The sequence below is a fragment of the Tepidiphilus baoligensis genome, from assembly GCF_012911495.1.
Taxonomy (GTDB): Bacteria; Pseudomonadota; Gammaproteobacteria; order Burkholderiales; family Rhodocyclaceae; genus Tepidiphilus; species Tepidiphilus olei.
On record NZ_JAAAUB010000007.1, the window covers coordinates 1 to 16372 of the forward strand.

19 protein-coding genes and 1 pseudogene are annotated in these 16372 nt (G+C 62.8%); 10 read left to right on the forward strand and 10 right to left on the reverse strand.

Annotated elements, in window-relative coordinates:
* Nucleotides 1-408, forward strand: a 408-nt coding sequence (locus GV368_RS05950) for a transposase (RefSeq protein ID WP_178086746.1), incomplete at its 5' end; no start/stop codon positions are given.
* A gap of 53 nt (nt 409-461) precedes the next feature.
* Here GV368_RS05950 and GV368_RS05955 read toward each other — a convergent pair.
* The 5 genes and pseudogenes from GV368_RS05955 to cadR form a co-directional block, all read right to left on the reverse strand.
* Nucleotides 462-806 (reverse strand): annotated as a pseudogene (locus GV368_RS05955) (type II toxin-antitoxin system YhaV family toxin); the annotation flags it as partial.
* A complete protein-coding gene (locus GV368_RS05960; RefSeq protein ID WP_055424395.1) occupies nt 803-1132 on the reverse strand; it encodes a type II toxin-antitoxin system PrlF family antitoxin in 330 nt (109 codons plus the stop codon). The gene GV368_RS05960 and the pseudogene GV368_RS05955, both read right to left, overlap by 4 nt.
* A gap of 83 nt (nt 1133-1215) precedes the next feature.
* Nucleotides 1216-1785 carry a helix-turn-helix domain-containing protein gene (locus GV368_RS05965; protein ID WP_142810708.1) on the reverse strand — a complete coding sequence of 190 codons (570 nt, stop codon included), beginning with the start codon at nt 1783-1785 and terminating at the stop codon, nt 1216-1218.
* Nucleotides 1769-2134 (reverse strand): helix-turn-helix transcriptional regulator, encoded by a 366-nt coding sequence (locus tag GV368_RS11115; protein ID WP_206673309.1) that lies wholly within the window; start codon nt 2132-2134, stop codon nt 1769-1771. The genes GV368_RS05965 and GV368_RS11115 overlap by 17 nt, the downstream gene beginning before the upstream one ends.
* A 519-nt stretch (nt 2135-2653) precedes the next feature.
* Nucleotides 2654-3073, reverse strand: coding sequence for a Cd(II)/Pb(II)-responsive transcriptional regulator (gene cadR / locus GV368_RS05975; RefSeq protein WP_037989410.1), 420 nt, complete (start codon nt 3071-3073; stop codon nt 2654-2656).
* Nucleotides 3074-3212: 139 nt separating this feature from the next.
* On the opposite strand from cadR, the gene GV368_RS05980 reads away from it, so the two are divergent.
* Both GV368_RS05980 and GV368_RS05985 read left to right on the forward strand, forming a co-directional pair.
* Nucleotides 3213-4109 (forward strand): cation transporter, encoded by an 897-nt coding sequence (locus tag GV368_RS05980; protein ID WP_206673310.1) that lies wholly within the window; start codon nt 3213-3215, stop codon nt 4107-4109.
* Nucleotides 4110-4364: 255 nt separating this feature from the next.
* Nucleotides 4365-4754, forward strand: coding sequence for an EAL domain-containing protein (locus tag GV368_RS05985; RefSeq protein ID WP_082438493.1), 390 nt, complete (start codon nt 4365-4367; stop codon nt 4752-4754).
* 199 nt (nt 4755-4953) lie between these two features.
* Here the strand turns inward: GV368_RS05985 and GV368_RS05990 are convergent, their stop codons facing one another.
* Both GV368_RS05990 and GV368_RS05995 read right to left on the reverse strand, forming a co-directional pair.
* The gene (locus GV368_RS05990; RefSeq protein ID WP_169115871.1) at nt 4954-6336 is read right to left on the reverse strand and encodes a heavy metal sensor histidine kinase; all 1383 of its coding nucleotides are present in this window, start codon (nt 6334-6336) and stop codon (nt 4954-4956) included.
* Nucleotides 6337-7020 carry a heavy metal response regulator transcription factor gene (locus GV368_RS05995; RefSeq protein ID WP_169115872.1) on the reverse strand — a complete coding sequence of 228 codons (684 nt, stop codon included), beginning with the start codon at nt 7018-7020 and terminating at the stop codon, nt 6337-6339.
* A gap of 155 nt (nt 7021-7175) precedes the next feature.
* Here GV368_RS05995 and GV368_RS06000 point away from each other — a divergent pair, with 155 nt between their 5' ends.
* The 7 genes from GV368_RS06000 to GV368_RS06030 all read left to right on the forward strand — a co-directional run bounded on the left by GV368_RS06000 (nt 7176) and on the right by GV368_RS06030 (nt 14388).
* Nucleotides 7176-9035: a copper resistance system multicopper oxidase gene (locus GV368_RS06000; RefSeq protein WP_169115873.1), complete on the forward strand. Its 1860-nt coding sequence runs from the start codon at nt 7176-7178 to the stop codon at nt 9033-9035.
* Between the two features lie 23 nt (nt 9036-9058).
* Nucleotides 9059-9976 (forward strand): copper resistance protein B, encoded by a 918-nt coding sequence (locus GV368_RS06005; RefSeq protein ID WP_169115942.1) that lies wholly within the window; start codon nt 9059-9061, stop codon nt 9974-9976.
* A 53-nt stretch (nt 9977-10029) separates the two neighbouring features.
* On the forward strand, nt 10030-10545 hold the full coding sequence (locus tag GV368_RS06010) for a cupredoxin domain-containing protein (protein WP_019562348.1): 516 nt from the start codon (nt 10030-10032) through the stop codon (nt 10543-10545).
* A 24-nt stretch (nt 10546-10569) separates the two neighbouring features.
* Complete coding sequence (locus GV368_RS06015; RefSeq protein WP_062196590.1) at nt 10570-11052, forward strand: DUF411 domain-containing protein; 483 nt, start codon at nt 10570-10572, stop codon at nt 11050-11052.
* 100 nt (nt 11053-11152) lie between these two features.
* Nucleotides 11153-11317 carry a DUF2933 domain-containing protein gene (locus tag GV368_RS06020; RefSeq protein ID WP_305781985.1) on the forward strand — a complete coding sequence of 55 codons (165 nt, stop codon included), beginning with the start codon at nt 11153-11155 and terminating at the stop codon, nt 11315-11317.
* A 4-nt stretch (nt 11318-11321) separates the two neighbouring features.
* Complete coding sequence (locus tag GV368_RS06025) at nt 11322-13679, forward strand: heavy metal translocating P-type ATPase (RefSeq protein WP_169115874.1); 2358 nt, start codon at nt 11322-11324, stop codon at nt 13677-13679.
* A gap of 412 nt (nt 13680-14091) precedes the next feature.
* The gene (locus tag GV368_RS06030; protein ID WP_169115875.1) at nt 14092-14388 is read left to right on the forward strand and encodes a CopK family periplasmic copper-binding protein; all 297 of its coding nucleotides are present in this window, start codon (nt 14092-14094) and stop codon (nt 14386-14388) included.
* A gap of 283 nt (nt 14389-14671) precedes the next feature.
* On the opposite strand, the gene GV368_RS06035 is transcribed toward GV368_RS06030, so the two are convergent.
* The 3 genes from GV368_RS06035 to GV368_RS06045 all read right to left on the reverse strand — a co-directional run bounded on the left by GV368_RS06035 (nt 14672) and on the right by GV368_RS06045 (nt 16003).
* On the reverse strand, nt 14672-15130 hold the full coding sequence (locus GV368_RS06035; protein ID WP_142810691.1) for a hypothetical protein: 459 nt from the start codon (nt 15128-15130) through the stop codon (nt 14672-14674).
* Between the two features lie 385 nt (nt 15131-15515).
* Nucleotides 15516-15794, reverse strand: coding sequence for a type II toxin-antitoxin system RelE/ParE family toxin (locus GV368_RS06040; protein WP_142804688.1), 279 nt, complete (start codon nt 15792-15794; stop codon nt 15516-15518).
* Nucleotides 15794-16003, reverse strand: a complete 210-nt coding sequence (locus tag GV368_RS06045) for a TA system antitoxin ParD family protein (protein WP_142804689.1) — start codon at nt 16001-16003, stop codon at nt 15794-15796. The genes GV368_RS06040 and GV368_RS06045 overlap by 1 nt, the downstream gene beginning before the upstream one ends.
* Nucleotides 16004-16372: the final 369 nt, after the last annotated feature.

The window sequence follows — 16372 nt, forward strand, 5'->3', positions numbered from 1 at the left end:
CAGTTCCATCTGCAGCAAAACGCCGGCCAGTTCGTCACCCGGCAGGAGGCGAAAAAGCACGTCGCCGCGACCCTGCGCGCGATCTTCAATGCTCCGGACAAGGCAGAAGCCGAGCGGCTTTTGAAAGCCGCCCTGGACACCTGGCGCAAGGAGCATCCGAAACTGGCCCAATGGGCCGAAATGGCGGTGCTCGAGAGTCTGACGGTGTCCGACTTCCCCGCTGCGCACCGTATCCGTTTGCGTACCACCAACGGGCTGGAGCGCATCAACCGGGAACTGCGACGACGCACCCGGGTGGCCAGCATCTTCCCCAACCCCGATTCCTGTCTGCGTCTGGTCTCGGCGCTTCTGGCCGAACTCGACGACGAGTGGATGACCGGCAAGGTCTATCTCAACCTCAACCCGTAACCCCAGCGTCATGACCAACACCACGGAAATTTACAGAAAAAAGGTTGCACAACCGTGTCCTCGTCGTTGACCCAGGCGTAGACGATCACCCTGGCCCGGGCGTGGTAGCGGAAGAACAGCCGGTACTGCTGGAAGAACTTGGCGCGGAACCAGTGCTTGTGCTCGGGCCCAAGCGTGTCGCCCTGGCGGTACTCCGGCCGGGCGGGGTCCTGAGGGATGACCTCGAACGCCAGCTTGGCGATGGCCGCCAGGCGCTTGGTGGCGTTCTTCTTGGCGTAGCCGGTCGGGTCCTTGCGCCTGAGCGCCTCGACCTGCGCGGTCAGGGCGTCAAGCTGGTCGAGGAAGATCGGGTGGGCGAAGAGGGCCCAGCCGTTGACGACCAGCGGGGCGCCGCTCATTCATCATCCGCCGACAGCGGAGCCTCGAGATCCACCTCGACACCGCCGACCAGCGCCTGGATGCGTTGCGCGAGGCCGGCATCCACCGCTTGGAGCCGTTCGGGATGCTCGGCCATGTCGCGGGCCAGGAAGCCGAGGAACGGCATCAGCGCCGGGTCGTCGCTGTCGCCGGGGGCCGCGCGCGTGAGCACCACCTCACCGTTCGGGCGGATGGTGTAGTGGATCTTGTCGCGCTTGCCCAGGCGCAGCGCGCGGCGCACGGTTTCCGGCACGGTCGTCTGATAGCGATCGGTCAGCGTCGATTCGGCTTCGAGGGTGGCGGGCATGGCGGTTCTCCGGCTGCTATCAGAATAAGTGTAATGCATCCGCATTGCCATGTCAATGCAAACGCATTGTCGCCCGAAGACCCTCACAGGTTACTCGGCAGGTCGTTGCTGCCACGCGGCACCAGGTGGTCGAGCTCCCATCGAAAGATCTGCTCGATGCAAAAGCGGATGACCTTGCCGCCGAGCACGTAGTGCGGGACGCTGAGCCGGCTGCGCTCGCTCCGCTCGGCGAGCCAGTACGTGGGCAGCCCGGTGATGCTGCTGACCTCATGGCAGTCGAGCAGGATGCGCTCACCTGCGGGCGGCCAGAACGCGGCCGACCATTCGATGGCCTCTTTCAGCGCCGTCGGCGATGATCGGGACAACGCGCTGCCGGCGACCGCTTTGCGCGCCACTTGGGCCTTGCGCTCGAAAGCATCGACCTCCGACTCCAGATAGCGGGGCTGCTTGCCGATCCGCCAAGAGGGCGGTCCGATCCCTTCCGCGCACCAGCGCTGCAGCGTGTTGGGTGTGACGTTCCACCTCGCCGCAAGCTGAAGCTCACTCAGCACCGGGTAGCGAATCTTGGGCAGTTGGGAGCGGGGGCCGCGACGCAGTTCCTGTTCTCGCGCATCGGCCTCCCGGGCTCTGTTGAGGTCAGCGCTGGAGATCATTGCTCACCTCCCGCATGCTGGCCTCCGCCGCCTCCAAACTGCCGTGCCGGCACACGAGATCGAAAGCCTCACGAAGCGTATATCGCTTGGGTTCCACGACGGCCGGCGTGGGTGCAGGTGGCTCGATGGGTGGAGGGCTCGGAGCGACGGGTGGGTCGGCACCGATCGGCATGCCTTGTCGCTGCGCGTCTTCGTAGGCGAGGACGTCTTCGAGCGCGTAGCGAACGGCCTTGGACAGCTTGTAATACCGCGGCCCGCGACTCTCGCTGCGCCAGCGTTGGAGTGTCTTGACGCTGATGTTCCAGCGCTGCGCCAGCTCGGTTTCGGTGAAGGCGTGGTCGTTCGACATGGTCTGTGCTCCATTCGCGCTGCGGCAGACCATTACGGCGCTGTTCGCGCAACCAGCCAAGGCGACATGGCGGGTGCGGCCGTGTGCGGGCAGGTCCAGGGACGCCGATCGGGGAGGTCGAGGGAACCCGGGTGAATCAGCGGGGCGCCTACTCGCCTCGAATTGATTGCAATACCGCCGCGCGTCGTCGAGGGTCCCTCAATACCCGGACATGGTGGGCTTCCTTTTCGTTAGCCTTCCACCACCAAAACCCAAAATCCCAACCCTTATCGGTTGGGATTTTTTTGCCCTGAGCGCCAGTGTTGGCGCGGTTCCGGCCCGTTGCCTCGTGAGCGCTGCACCGCCAAACGACGCCGTTTCGGAGTACTTCTCGCCTCTCTGCTGCCGTTTTTCTCTGCTGGGCTCGTGAGCGTTCACCGAGCCAGAGCCAGCACTGGCGCGGGTTTCCGGCTTCCGGGTTGCGATTGTGAATTGGTCGGCCGTTGGTTACCGAATCTGCACTGCTCACCTCGTCTTGCATCAAGGTACGGCGAGCTCGGCGGCAGATACTGGTTGAGACAGTTCGCACAGGATGCCGCACTGTTCGGCGCTTCTGCCTTCGGAACACATTTCCCTCAAGGATCTGAGCTGCTGCTCAAGTGCGCTCAGTTCCTGGATACGCACCGCGACCTGCTCGATGTGTGCCTCAAGAACACGGTTGACCTCACTGCAATCTTGGGTTGGCACGTTCTTGAGGCGCAACAGCACACGAATCTCGTCGAGCGTCATGTCCAGCGAACGACAGCGGCGAATGAAAAGCAAGCGTTCGACGTGTGCGTCGCCATATAAGCGGAAATTGCCCGCGCTCCGGGACGGGGGCGGCAGGAGTCCTTCCTGCTCATAAAAGCGAATCGTTTGAATCGGACACCCGGTTTGCCGGGCAAGCGCTCCGATCTGCATAGCTGCAACCCCTTTTTATCATCGACTTGACTCTATAGTAGCTATAGAGTGTTAAATCTCAAAATACCCTCCGGATGCTTGCTGGTTTCTGCAAGAGCCTCGCCGGATCAGGAACGAGAAGAATCAAGGACCAATGACTATGACTGATGAATGCCAGAAATCCTGCGGATGTGCGTCCGAGCGGAAGGCGGAGTCCATGACGGGTGCCACGCCGACCGGGACGGGAAGGATGAGTCTGTTCTCGGTGCCGAAGATGGACTGCCCTTCGGAGGAGCGCATGATCCGGCTCGCGCTCGAGAATACGAGCGGGCTGGCCGCACTCGAGTTCGATCTTGGCAAGCGCGAGTTGCGTGTTTTTCACGACGGCCCCGTCGAACCCATTGCAAGCAAGCTTGAAAGTCTCGGCTTGGGCGCCCGTCTCATTGCGTCAACTGAATCGAATGGCCCGCACACTGTCGATGGGCAAAGCGACAGCCAGCCGTCCTCCGAGCAAGAGTCTCGCGCTCTCAAATGGTTGCTTGCCATCAACGCCGCCATGTTTGTCGTCGAAGTGACGACCGGGTGGATTGCGCAGTCCACGGGGCTCATGGCTGACTCACTGGACATGTTCGCGGATGCCGCCGTCTACGGGCTCGCGCTCTACGCCGTCGGCCGTCATACCGGGCACCAGCTGAAGGCGGCGCGGTTGTCAGGCTGGCTGCAACTGTTGCTCGCGCTCGGCGCAATGTCCGAGGTGCTGCGCCGCTTCGTCTTTGGTAGCGAGCCCGAGCCACCGCTCATGATTGGGATCGCGCTCGTTGCGCTCATTGCAAACGTTACCTGCCTTGTCTTGATCTCCAGTCATCGAAAAGGCGGCGCTCACATGAAGGCAAGCTGGATCTTCTCCACGAACGACGTGCTGGCAAACCTGGGGGTGATCGCGGCCGGGGCGTTGGTCGCCTGGACAGGATCGCGTTACCCCGATTTGGTGATTGGCTCGCTCATCGCGCTGCTGGTATTGAACGGTGCGCGGCGCATCCTGCGCCTCGGTGCCTGAAGCAGCGAGCGCGGGACATGCCGCCCCGGCAATATCAACGACTGAATTCCCGCCCTGGAATTTCACGCTGCGCTGCCCAATCCAATGGCAAGGCTCGCCGGATCAGGCGCTCCAGCACAAGCCCGACTGCCTTTTCCACCACGCACGCCTCGACGATGTCAGGTGCAAGCCGGGTCAGTTGCGCGATCCGACTTGCATGCCCCCGGTCAATGCTCTCGGCTGCCGCGATCTCGGTGATGGAGGGTCACGCGCGCCCTGACCTCGGCCGGGTTTGCGCTGTCCATCGATGATTTCGGCACCGGGTATTCCTCACTGGCTTACCTCAAGCGATTTCCCGTTCATAAACTGAAGATCGACATCTCGTTCGTGCGGGACATGCTGACCGATCGCAACGATCTCGCCATTGTGTCCGCCATCGTTGCCATGGCGAAGAGCCTCGGCCTCAAGACCCTGGCCGAAGGTGTGGAAGAGGCAGCGCAGGCGGAACACTTGCTGGCATTGGGTTGCGACGAAGCACAGGGGTATTACTTCGCCCGTCCGGAGCCGGCCGAGGTTTTCGCGCGCAGGTGGTTGCAAAGCGCATGTCCGAGTCATGATCTCGGTCAGGACGTGGATCGCCAAGAGCAAGGCCACCTCGGTACATGACGGCAAAGCCGCTCCATGGCACCGGGCCCCGGCGCATGATCACGCCCTCGAGTTCTCTCAAACTCTTCGTAGCGTTCACGCTGATCCGTGATCGGGAGCCGTCAGCCCGGTCGGTTCAACAGCGATCGGGGCCATTGCCTCTGCGAAAGCGCACAGACCAAAGGCACTTGGGCTGGCTCGCCCCAACTGCTTCACCTCATCAGGTTCCGCCTGGGAACTCCAGGCAGAACCGGGTCCTGCCCTGCGCGGACGTCACGCTGATCGATCCTCCATGGGTTTGCATAATGGCGCGGGTAATCGCCAATCCCAGCCCTGCGCCGTCGGTTTCCGGATGTGACCGCGATGGGTCAGCACGGTAAAACCGATCGAACAGGCGCGGCAGTACCCTCGGGTCGATGTCCTCGCCGGTGTTCTCGACGCTCACCCGGGTGGCTTGGGAAGACTGGCTGATCTCGATCGTGACCTCGCCATGTGGCGGGGTGTGGCGCAGCGCGTTCGAAAGCAGATTGCTCAGGGCACGGCGGAACATCAAGCGATCACCGACGATCTCGCCCTCACCACGCTGAGCCAGTCTGACGCCCTTCTCCTCGGCGACCGCCTCATAGAACTCGATCAGGGCGTGCGTTTCCTCGGCTGCCGAGAAACGTTCCCGGTTCGGCAGCATCATCCCGCGTTCGGCCTTGGCCAGGAACAGCATATCGGACACCATGCGGCCCAGACGCTGCAGTTCCTCGGCATTGGAAGCCAGAATCTCCCGGTAGGTATCGGCATCCCGCCGGGTAGCCAACGCGACCTGGGTCTGGGTCAGCAGGTTGCTCAGGGGGGTGCGCAGCTCATGCGCCAGATTCGACGAGAACTCCGACAGTCGCGTGAACGCGTCTTCCAGCCGGTCCAGCATCTTGTTGAGTTCGTGAGCCAGATCGGCCATTTCGATGGGTACCGCATCGACCGGCATGCGCTGGTGCAGCCGCTGGCTCGTGAGCGTGGTGGCTCTGGATTTCATGGCACGCAATGGCGCCAGCCCCTTGTACGCGGCAAGCCAGCCGAGCACGCCACAGATGACGATCGTCACGACGGCATAGGTCATCAGGGTGCGCCGCAACTCCAGCATGAACCGTGTGTGATGTGCCGTGTCCATGGCAACAAGGATGTCCAGCCGCGTCGTTGCGTCATAGGCTGGAATAACCCGGACAAGCATCCCGCGAAACGCCTGCCCTTCGTCGGCCCAATGGATCAGCGCGTCGTTGCCGTTGCCTTCATCCGCCGGTGACAGTTCGCGCGGGAGGCGAAATCCTTCGGACTGGAAGAGCGTTTCACCTTTCGAATCATGGACGCTGACGTACAGCCCGTGATGGTGGCTCAATGCCTCACGCAGCAGCCACTTGGCGTCCTCGGCCGAATTGGATCGCGCCAAAATATTCTCGATCAGGTGCTGCTTGTCCTGCAGCGCCATGTGATCCAGTTCGATGAAATGCCGCTCGGATGCAGCGATGACCAACAAGGCCAATCCAAACACGACGGCCGACGCCGCCAACGTAAAGAAGAGGGTGAGCCGGGTCGTCAGTGACAGGGAGCGCAACATTCAGCGCTCCTGCGGTGCTTCCAATACGTAACCCATGCCACGTACGGTGTGGATCAGCTTGACCTCATGCCCATCATCGATCTTCGCGCGCAAGCGCCGGATGGCCACCTCGATCACATTGGTGTCGCTGTCGAAATTCATGTCCCAGACCTGCGAGGCGATCAGCGAGCGGGGCAGGACCTCGCCATGACGGCGCATCAGCAGTTCCAGCAAGCCGAACTCTTTGGCCGTCAGACTGATCCGCCGGCCGCCGCGTGACACGCGTCGGCGCAGCAGGTCCAGTTCGAGGTCGGCCACGCGCAGCACGGTGCTCTCGTTGCCACTGCGCCCCCGGCGCAGGATCGTGCGCACGCGGGCCAGCAATTCGGCAAAGGAGAAAGGCTTGACCAGATAGTCGTCCGCTCCGAGCTCAAGGCCTTTGACGCGGTCTTCCACCTGATCGCGTGCAGTCAGGAACAGCACTGGCATCTGCAGGCCGCGACGGCGCAAGGACTGGAGTACCTGCCAGCCGTCGAGGCCGGGCAACATCACATCCAAAATCACCAGGTCGTATTCGCCCTGCAAGGCCAGGTGCAGGCCATCCGTGCCGTCCTGCGCCAGATCGACCACGAAACCCGCTTCGCTCAAGCCTTGACGCAGGTACTCGCCCGTTTTGGGTTCATCTTCGACGATCAGTATTTTCATGAGGGTGCTCCGCCATATCGAATAGCCGCTAGTGTGACGATTTTGGGCGCACCTGACACGATGATAACAAAAATGTAATCTGACAGACAGCTTCCTAACAGGGGTGGCCCTCTAGCATGTCATCCACGAAATCAGCAATTCATTGCGAGGAGCCCATGCCACCCTTGAGACCGTTTCATTCACCGTTGCCGTTGGTGCCCGCTCGGCGGCGTTTCGTGCGCGGCTTGGTCGCTGGCGGCGTCATGATCGGCCTGTCACCCTGGCTGCGTGCTGCGGCGCAGGGGCTGTCCGACACGCGCACGGGTGCAGCGCCCGTGCTCAGCGGCACGAACATCGACCTGGTGGTCGGCGAATCGCCGGTCAATTTCACCGGTAAGCCACGGATGGCGACCACCATCAATGGCTCCATCCCGGCGCCAACGCTCAAACTGCGGGAGGGCGACACGGTCACCATCCGCGTCACCAACCGCCTGCGCGAGGCCACCTCGATCCACTGGCACGGGATCATCCTGCCCTACCAGATGGACGGGGTACCCGGTATCAGTTTTCCGGGCATCCCCCCGGGCGAAACCTTCACTTATCAGTTCCGCCTCGAACAAACCGGCACCTACTGGTATCACTCGCACTCCGGCATGCAGGAGCAGACCGGCATGTACGGGGCCTTGATCGTCGAGCCGCGTGAGGCAGACCCCATCCGCGCCGACCGCGACCATGTCGTGCTGCTGTCCGACTGGACCGACGAAGACCCCATGCGGGTGCTCGCCAAGCTCAAGGCGCAAAGCGACTACTACAACTTCAATCAGCCGACGGCGATCGATTTTTTCCGTGACGTGGCCGACATGGGGCTCTCCCGCGCACTGGACAAACGTGCGATGTGGAACCACATGCGGATGAACCCGACCGACCTGGCCGATCTCTCGGGGGCGACATTGACCTACCTGATGAACGGCGTCACCCCTGCCGGCAATTGGACTGGCCTGTTCCGGCCGGGCGAGCGCGTGCGTCTGCGGTTCATCAACGGCGCGGCCAACACCTTCTATGACGTGCGCATCCCCGGGCTCAAGATGACAGTGGTGCAAAGCGACGGGCAGAACGTCGAGCCCGTCACCGTCGATGAGTTCCGCTTCGGGCCGGGCGAGACCTACGACGTGATCGTCACGCCCCAGGAGGACGCCTACACGATCTTCGCGCAATCGATGGATCGAACGGGCTTTGCCCGCGGCACGCTCGCGGTGCGCGAGGGCTTGAGCGCCGCCGTGCCTGCGCTCGATCCCGTCGAATGGCTCACCATGGCCGACATGATGGGCGCGATGGATCACGGCGCGATGGGGCATGGCGGCTCGGCCATGGGCGCGATGGACCACGCGGCGATGGGCCACGACATGTCTGGCATGAAGCACGACATGTCCGGCATGAACCATGGCGCGATGGCGATGGGCCATGGTCAGCACGCGATGCATGGCATGGCTGGCGGCGCGTTGGCCAAGCCCAGCGCCACGGTCCGTCATGCCCGCACGGAATACGGCCCGAGCACGGATATGCGTGTGGACATGCCGCGGACCAATCTCGACGATCCGGGCATTGGCCTGCGCAACAACGGCCGGCGCGTGCTGACGCTGGCGGATCTCAGGACGATCGGTGGTCCTCTCGACCCACGCGGGGCCGAGCGCGAGATCGAGCTGCACCTCACCGGCAACATGGAGCGCTATACCTGGTCGCTCGACGGCCTCGAGTTCGGCAAGAGCACGCCGGTGCACCTGAAGTACGGCGAGCGGGTGCGCGTCATCCTGCACAACGACACGATGATGACGCACCCGATGCATTTGCACGGGATGTGGAGCGAGGTGGAAACGCCCGACGGGCAGTTCCTGGTGCGTCGCCACACCATCCCGGTTCAACCCGCGCAGCGCGTCAGCTTCCTCGTGACCGCCGACGCCCTGGGTCGCTGGGCCTGGCACTGCCACCTGATGTTGCACATGGACATGGGCATGTTCCGCGAGGTGGTCGTGTCATGAAACTGATCAAAAGAAGATTCGCCATGAAACCCTGTTCTCTCTTCACTGCGGCGCTGGTGTTGCTCGGTGCGGCACCCGTCTGGGCGCAAACAACGATGGAAGGCGGCGGCCATGCCGGGCACCCGGGCACGGCTCCAGCCCCAACGCGAGCCGAATCGCCCGCGAGCGCCACCATGGACTACGGCAGCATGAACATGCAGGGCGGCCCCGCCCCCGCCGATGCCCGTGATCCGCACGCGTATTCCAATGGCTTGACTTTGGAGTCGGGCCCTTACGCACTCCCCGGGCCACGGCAACTTCGGCTGTCCGATGAACATGCGTTCGGCAGCGTGCTCCTCGATCGCCTGGAGCGCGTTTACACGAAGGACGGGAACGCGACCGCCTATGACGCGCAAGCCTGGTTCGGCGGCACCTACGACCGCCTGGTCCTCAAGGCCGAGGGTGACGTCGCCAAAGGCAAACTGGAGGAGGCACGCACGGAGGTCCTGTGGGGCCATGCGATCGCCTCGTACTGGGACACCCAACTCGGGGTGCGGCAGGACAGCGGCACGGGGCCTGACCGGACCTGGCTCGCTTTCGGCATCCGGGGACTCGCGCCGTACTGGTTCCATGTCGATGCCACCGCCTACGTCGGCAGCTCGGGACGCACGGCACTGCGCCTGTCGGGCGAGTACGAACTCCTGCTCACCCAGCGCCTGATTCTGCAGCCCCGCATGGAAGTCAATCTGTATCGCCAGCGCGATGAAGCGCGTGGCCTGGGAAGTGGGCTGGCCGATGCGGCGGCAGGCCTGCGCCTGCGTTACGAATTCTCGCGCCAGTTCGCGCCCTATGTCGGCGTCGAATGGGCGGGCAAGTTTGGACAGACGGCGGATTTTGCGCGCGCCGAAGGGCAGCGCACCCGGCAAACGCGGTATGTGGCGGGCGTGCGCCTGTGGTTCTAGCAGCGCCCACGCACAACCACGATCTCATTCACGAATCCCATCAGGAGCATCCAATGATGAAGAAAACCTTGAGCGTTTTGGCGCTGAGCGCGTTGCCTGTGTTGGCGCTGGCCGCCGGCAATCATCAGGGCGGCCATGGCATGGCCGGGCACGACATGCAAGGCATGCACGGTTCGATGCACGGTGGCGCATCACACTCCAACGTCGGCAAACCAGGCGATCCCGCCAAGGTCGACCGCACCATCGAGGTGGTCATGGACGACTCGATGCGGTTCACGCCCGCCACCATCACGGTCAAAAAGGGCGAGACGATCCGCTTCTTTGTCAAAAACGCGGGCAAGGTGCCGCATGAAATGGTGGTCGGCTCCTTGCAGGAGCTCAAAGAACACGCTGAGATGATGCGCAAGATGCCCCAGATGCAGCATGCCGAGCCGAACATGGTGACGCTCCAGCCTGGCCAGCGCGGCGGGCTGGTTTGGCAGTTCGATCAGCCCGGTACGGTGGACTTCGCCTGCCTCATCCCCGGCCATATGGAAGCGGGCATGGTGGGCAAGATCGTCGTCGAGTAAGCAGCGTCACCGGGGGTCCTTGTCATGCACCAAACCGGTGATCAACCGTTCCCCCGGCGGCGCAGGCTGCTGCTGGCGGTGCTTGCGCTGAGTCTTCCCTCCCTGGCACCAGCCGCCGCACCGCAGACGCTTGCCGTGCAGGTGTGGAAGGACCCGAACTGTGGGTGTTGCAAGGACTGGATTGCCCACCTGGAGAAAAGCGGATTCCGCGTGAGTGCCGTCGACCAGGGCAACAGCGCAGCCCGCACTCGCCTCGGGATGCCGCAGAAATTCGGTTCCTGCCATACGGCCCTGATCCAGGGCTATGTGATCGAAGGCCACGTACCCGCCACGGACATCCAGCGGCTGCTCAAGGAAAAGCCCCAAGCCCTGGGCTTGGCGGTGCCGGGCATGCCCATTGGTTCACCCGGCATGGACGGGCCGGTGTATGGCGGCCGACGTGATGCCTACCAGGTCTTGCTGGTTGGGAAAGACGGGTCGGCACAAGTGTTCAGTTCCCATCCATGAAGAAACCCCTCACCCGGCGATGAGCGCGACGCATCATGATCACCACCCCGACACGCGTGGCTCGTCCGGCCTGAGCCGGCGTGTCAGGATCGCGTTGCTGATGGTGGCCCTCATCGGCGGCTTCTACCTGCTGCGCGAGCACTGGAGCCATGTCGCAGGCAATTGGGTGTACCTGTTGCTGCTAGCGTGCCCGCTGATGCACCTGCTGCATGGCCACGGCAGGCATGGCGCACTGCCCGACAACCGCCCCGACAAAGAGGCCTGAAGCCATGGACCTGCGATCTGCGCACGACCACCGCCGACACACCCACGACCACCCGAGCGCACTGCAGTGGGCCGAAGGTCTGAAGGACCCTGTCTGCGGCATGGACGTGACCGCGCAGTCCGAGCACCACGTCGAGCACGCAGGCCGACTCTTTTACTTCTGCAGCGCCAAGTGCCGGGCGAAGTTCGTCGCCGAGCCGGCGCGCTATGCCTACAGCGGCCATGAGCCTTCGTCTGTCGAAGCGCCGGCGCTGGCCGCAGGCACGATCTACACCTGCCCCATGCACCCCGAGATCCGGCAGGATCACCCCGGCTATTGTCCGAAGTGCGGCATGGCGCTGGAGCCGGTGCTGCCGGATCTCGAAGGAGAAGAGAGTCCCGAGCTGCGCGATTTCCAGCGCCGCTTCTGGTACACCCTGCCGCTGACCGTCATGGTCACTGTGCTTGCCATGTTCGGCCACCAGTTGCATTGGTTCGAGGCGCGCACACAGACCTGGATCGAACTCGTTCTGTCCCTGCCCATCGTCCTGTGGGCGGGTCGGCCGTTCTTCGTGCGCGGCTGGCAGTCCGTGGTCCATCGCAGCCCGAACATGTGGACCCTGATCGCGCTGGGCACCGGGGCGGCGTTCGTCTACAGCGTGGCGGCGACCGTGGCCCCACAACTGTTCCCGGACTCGTTCGTGTCCATGGGACGGGTCGCGGTGTACTTCGAGGCGGCGGCGGTGATCATTTCCCTGACCCTGCTGGGGCAGGTACTGGAACTCAAGGCGCGTTCGCAGACCTCGGCCGCCATCAAGTCCTTGCTCGGACTGGCCCCCAAGACCGCCCGGCGCCTTCGCGACGATGGCACGGAAGAGGACGTGCCCCTGACGCACATCCATGTCGGCGATCGGCTGCGCATTCGACCCGGCGAAAAGGTTCCGGTAGATGGTACGGTAATCGAGGGCAGCAGCGCTGTGGACGAATCGATGCTGACGGGGGAGTCCCTGCCCGTGACCAAGCGGGTGGGCGACAAGGTCATCGGTGCGACGCTCAATACCAGTGGCGCGCTCGTCATGGTCGCCGAACGTGTCGGCTCGGCGACCATGCTGTCCCAGATTGTGCAGATGGTGGCGCAGGCGCAGCGGTCCAAGGCGCCGATGCAGCGCATGGCCGATGTCGTGGCGGGCTATTTCGTGGTCGCGACGGTGTCCATCGCCGTGCTGACCTTTTTTGCCTGGGGCCTGTTCGGGCCGGAACCGCGTTGGGTTTTTGGCCTCATCAACGCCGTGGCTGTGCTGATCATCGCCTGCCCCTGCGCGCTGGGCTTGGCCACGCCCATGTCGATCATGGTGGCGACCGGGCGAGGGGCTACGCAGGGGGTGCTGTTTCGCGATGCCGCCGCGATCGAGAAAATGTGCCAGGTCGATACCCTGATCGTCGACAAGACCGGCACATTGACCGAGGGCCGGCCGCGCTATCAGACGACGATCGCAGCCGAAGGCTTCACCGCCGACGAGGCCTTGCGACTGGCTGCCAGCCTCGACCAGGGCAGCGAGCACCCGCTGGCGGAAGCCATCGTCACGGCCGCGCGCGAGCAGGGCCTGGTGCTCTCACGCGCCGAGGAGTTCGACTCGCACTCAGGCATCGGCGTGCGCGGGCGCGTCGATGGACATGCCGTGGCACTGGGCAACACCGCGCTGATGGAACAGCTCGGTGTGGACGTGCGGCCATTGGCCGAGCGGGCGGAGGCGCTGCGCGGTGAGGGGGCCAGCGTCATGTATCTGGCCGTCGATGGCGTGCTCGCCGCAGTCCTGGCCGTCGCCGACCCGGTGAAGAAGACCACACCGCAAGCGCTGGCGTCGCTGCGCGCGGAGGGCTTGCGCGTCGTCATGGCCACGGGCGACGGTCTGACCACGGCCAAGGCCGTGGCGGCGCGCTTGGGCATCGATGAGGTGTATGGCGAGCTCAAGCCCGCCGACAAACTGCAACTGGTGGAGCGGCTGCAGCGCGAGGGGCGTATCGTTGCGATGGCTGGTGACGGCATCAATGATGCCCCGGCCTTGGCAAAGGCCGACGTCGGTATCGCCATGGGCACCGGCACCGACGTGGCGATGAACAGCGCACAGATCACGCTCGTCAAGGGTGACCTGCGCGGTATTGCGGTGGCGCGCGCCTTGTCAGTGGCCACGGTCCGCAACATGAAGCAGAACCTGATGTTCGCCTTTCTCTACAACGCACTGGGCATTCCCATTGCGGCCGGCGTGCTGTATCCGCTCACCGGTTGGCTGCTTTCACCGTTGATCGCCGCCCTGGCGATGAGTTTCAGCTCCGCATCGGTGATCGGCAATGCGCTGCGTTTGCGCGGCGTCCGTCTTGTCTGAACACGAGGATCGTCGCGCGTGCCGTGGTGGGTGCTGGTTGCACTCCCAGATCGCTGGGTCTGTCGTATCGGTTGCCACCCGACGTTGGACACCTGATCCCTATCGAGGCCTGGAATGCTCTCGACCACGGCACCTGAGCCGCCTCACACCGATACCGCACTTGGCGCCCTGTCGGCATCGCCATAAGCACTTGCACCGATGTGGCGATGAGTCCGCGCCCCGCCTCGGTGAGCAGGAATGCATTGAGATTGGCACACGACAATTAATCCCGATCCCATCCCGAATGGAATCTGACATATACGTAACGGCCGTCTCATCTTCCCGTCAGCGGTGGCTTCGCAGAATACATACTGTGCAGTCGCACAAGGCATTGACAGAAATGCCTTCACGTTTGATTGAAAGGAGTGTAGAGATGAAAGCCAGGATTACCGCTGTTGTCGCCGCCACCGTGCTGAGCGCCATCGTAACCCCATCGTTCGCTGGTGACGCGGCAGCGGCCAGCGCCAAGAAAATGTTCCTCCTCAAGGACGGTGGAACCCTGTATGTATTCGAGGACGGCAAGATGGCGCTGGAAGACAAGTTCGGACGGGCTGTCTACCTGAAAGAGGGGCAATTGCTCGAAACGGCCGATGGCCAGAAGATTACAGCCAACGGCAACGAGGTCGCTCGACTCGATGGTCTTCTCCGTCAGGGTCATTCCGGCGGTTGACTACTCGATTCAATTCGTGAACTGCACGCCAGCGGATGTCGGGCCAACTCGTTGACCAACACGCGCTGGCGGGCCATCGGTCATAGCTGGGGCTAACCACTCGATGGTAGGCTGCGACGCTACCGGTCAATCGGCGCCGCACAAGGTGAGAGTCCGCCCTGCACTGACTGACCGGCGTTCATTGCCGAGGCCATTGCGTCCACAACAACCCGCAGGATTGCCCGGGATTGCTCAATCGTTGAGAGAGTGGGTTGGATTCCGGTCGCGTCTGCACCACCAATCTTCAAACCCCAACTACGCTCGGTTGGGGTTTTTTCTTATCCGCTTCCCCCAGACCCCGCGAACACGCGCGGAACGCTGAGTAGGTGTCGCATACCCGGTCAAAGAGCACGACTGCCATGCGTGCGCAGGCGGCCTTGACGTTCTGCCAGTACGCATCGTTTTCCGGCGCATCGTAGGGTATAGCGTGGGCGAGTTGGACGAGCAATTGCTGGAGTGCGGACTCGCCGTTCTTCAGCGGATAGAGCCGATCGAACGGCTGCAGCGCGCGCACGGCAAGCGTGGCAAAGTCGAAGTAGTCGCGCAGGGCGTTGCGTTCGAGGATACGCACGGCGACGAGACGAAGCGATTCTTCTTCGCTCGGCTCGGGCGTCCCCTGGCGGACGAGACGGTGCACCACGCAGGTCTCGATTCCGTCGGGGCAGCCCTGCTCCCGTTCAGGACGCGCGGTGCGCTCGGACATAGTTCATCCAGAAACGATGGCGCTGCGAGTAGGGATCGGAAATATACGCACGGCAGACGCGATCGACTTTCTCTCCAAGAGCAGGATCGGCGAGCACGGCGCGGCGAAGCTCCGCCCAATCGTCTCTCTGCAAACAGGCTCTCCGCGAGATAGCAGACCATGAGATGTGCGCCACTTGAACGGCTTGCCGGGCTGTTCGGCTTCTTCTTCCTCAGCGATGCGCTGTAGGATTTGCATCTTGGCGAGATTGCGAGCAATGCGGTGTACATCACAGTTTGCCGATCGTGCCATACCAAGCGGAATCGGACTGAACCGAAGGGAGGCACGGTGAAAACGCTTGCCTGGAGCAGATCTGCGCAGATAGAAGGCGCTAGCCAATTGTCTGTCATCCGTCCAGCCGCTTGAGGTCGCGATAGAAGTTTTCGTGCGGCCCCACCATCAGCAGCTTGAGCGTATTTTCGTCGAGGACCCGGTAGGCCAGGAGGCAGAGCAAGCCGCCCATGCGGAACTTGTAGACCCTCACGCCTGCAAGGTCGCCGACTTTGGCTTCACCCGCTTCGGGTTGCCGGGCAATGGTACGTACCGCCTCGTCGAGCGCGGCTTTCTGCTGCTTGTGCAGTCTTTTGACGGTGCGCTCGAAGGTCGGGGTGACAAGGATACGCATCAGCCGAATCGATACTCACCCACCGGCTCTTCCTGGTCCGCGATCAGGATGTCACGGATGACGCTGAAGGGCAGATCGGGGTTTTCAGCGGCGATCTTGCCGATCTGTGACCAGTATTCGATTTGTTTGGGGACCGAGCGGTGCTCGATGGTGCCGTAGCGCTTGGCACTTTCGACCAAGCTTTCGGACAGTTTGACGTTGACGGCCATAGCGAACCTCCGACTAATGCGCTATTCTAGCCCATGATGGACCAAAATGGAACCTGTTTCATGTGATTGATCAGACCGCCAGGGATTCTTCGATGCTCAGTTCCGTGATTTCGCAGGGGATCACGAAAATGGAAATCGAACTGGCGACCTGCCCGATGTGCCTGAATGATGACCTCGACCAGACTCAACGGGTAGGATTGTGGGCAGATAGGACTGGACTCTGACACGTAGGAGTTCGCAGATGTTCTAAGAATTTGAGTTACATAGATTTGTTGCAGGATTCCACCAAACCACCAATGAAATCAAGCAATTACTGCGCAAATCTTTTCCTGCCCGATCCCTTCGTCTTCGGGTACGGTAAGCAATCTC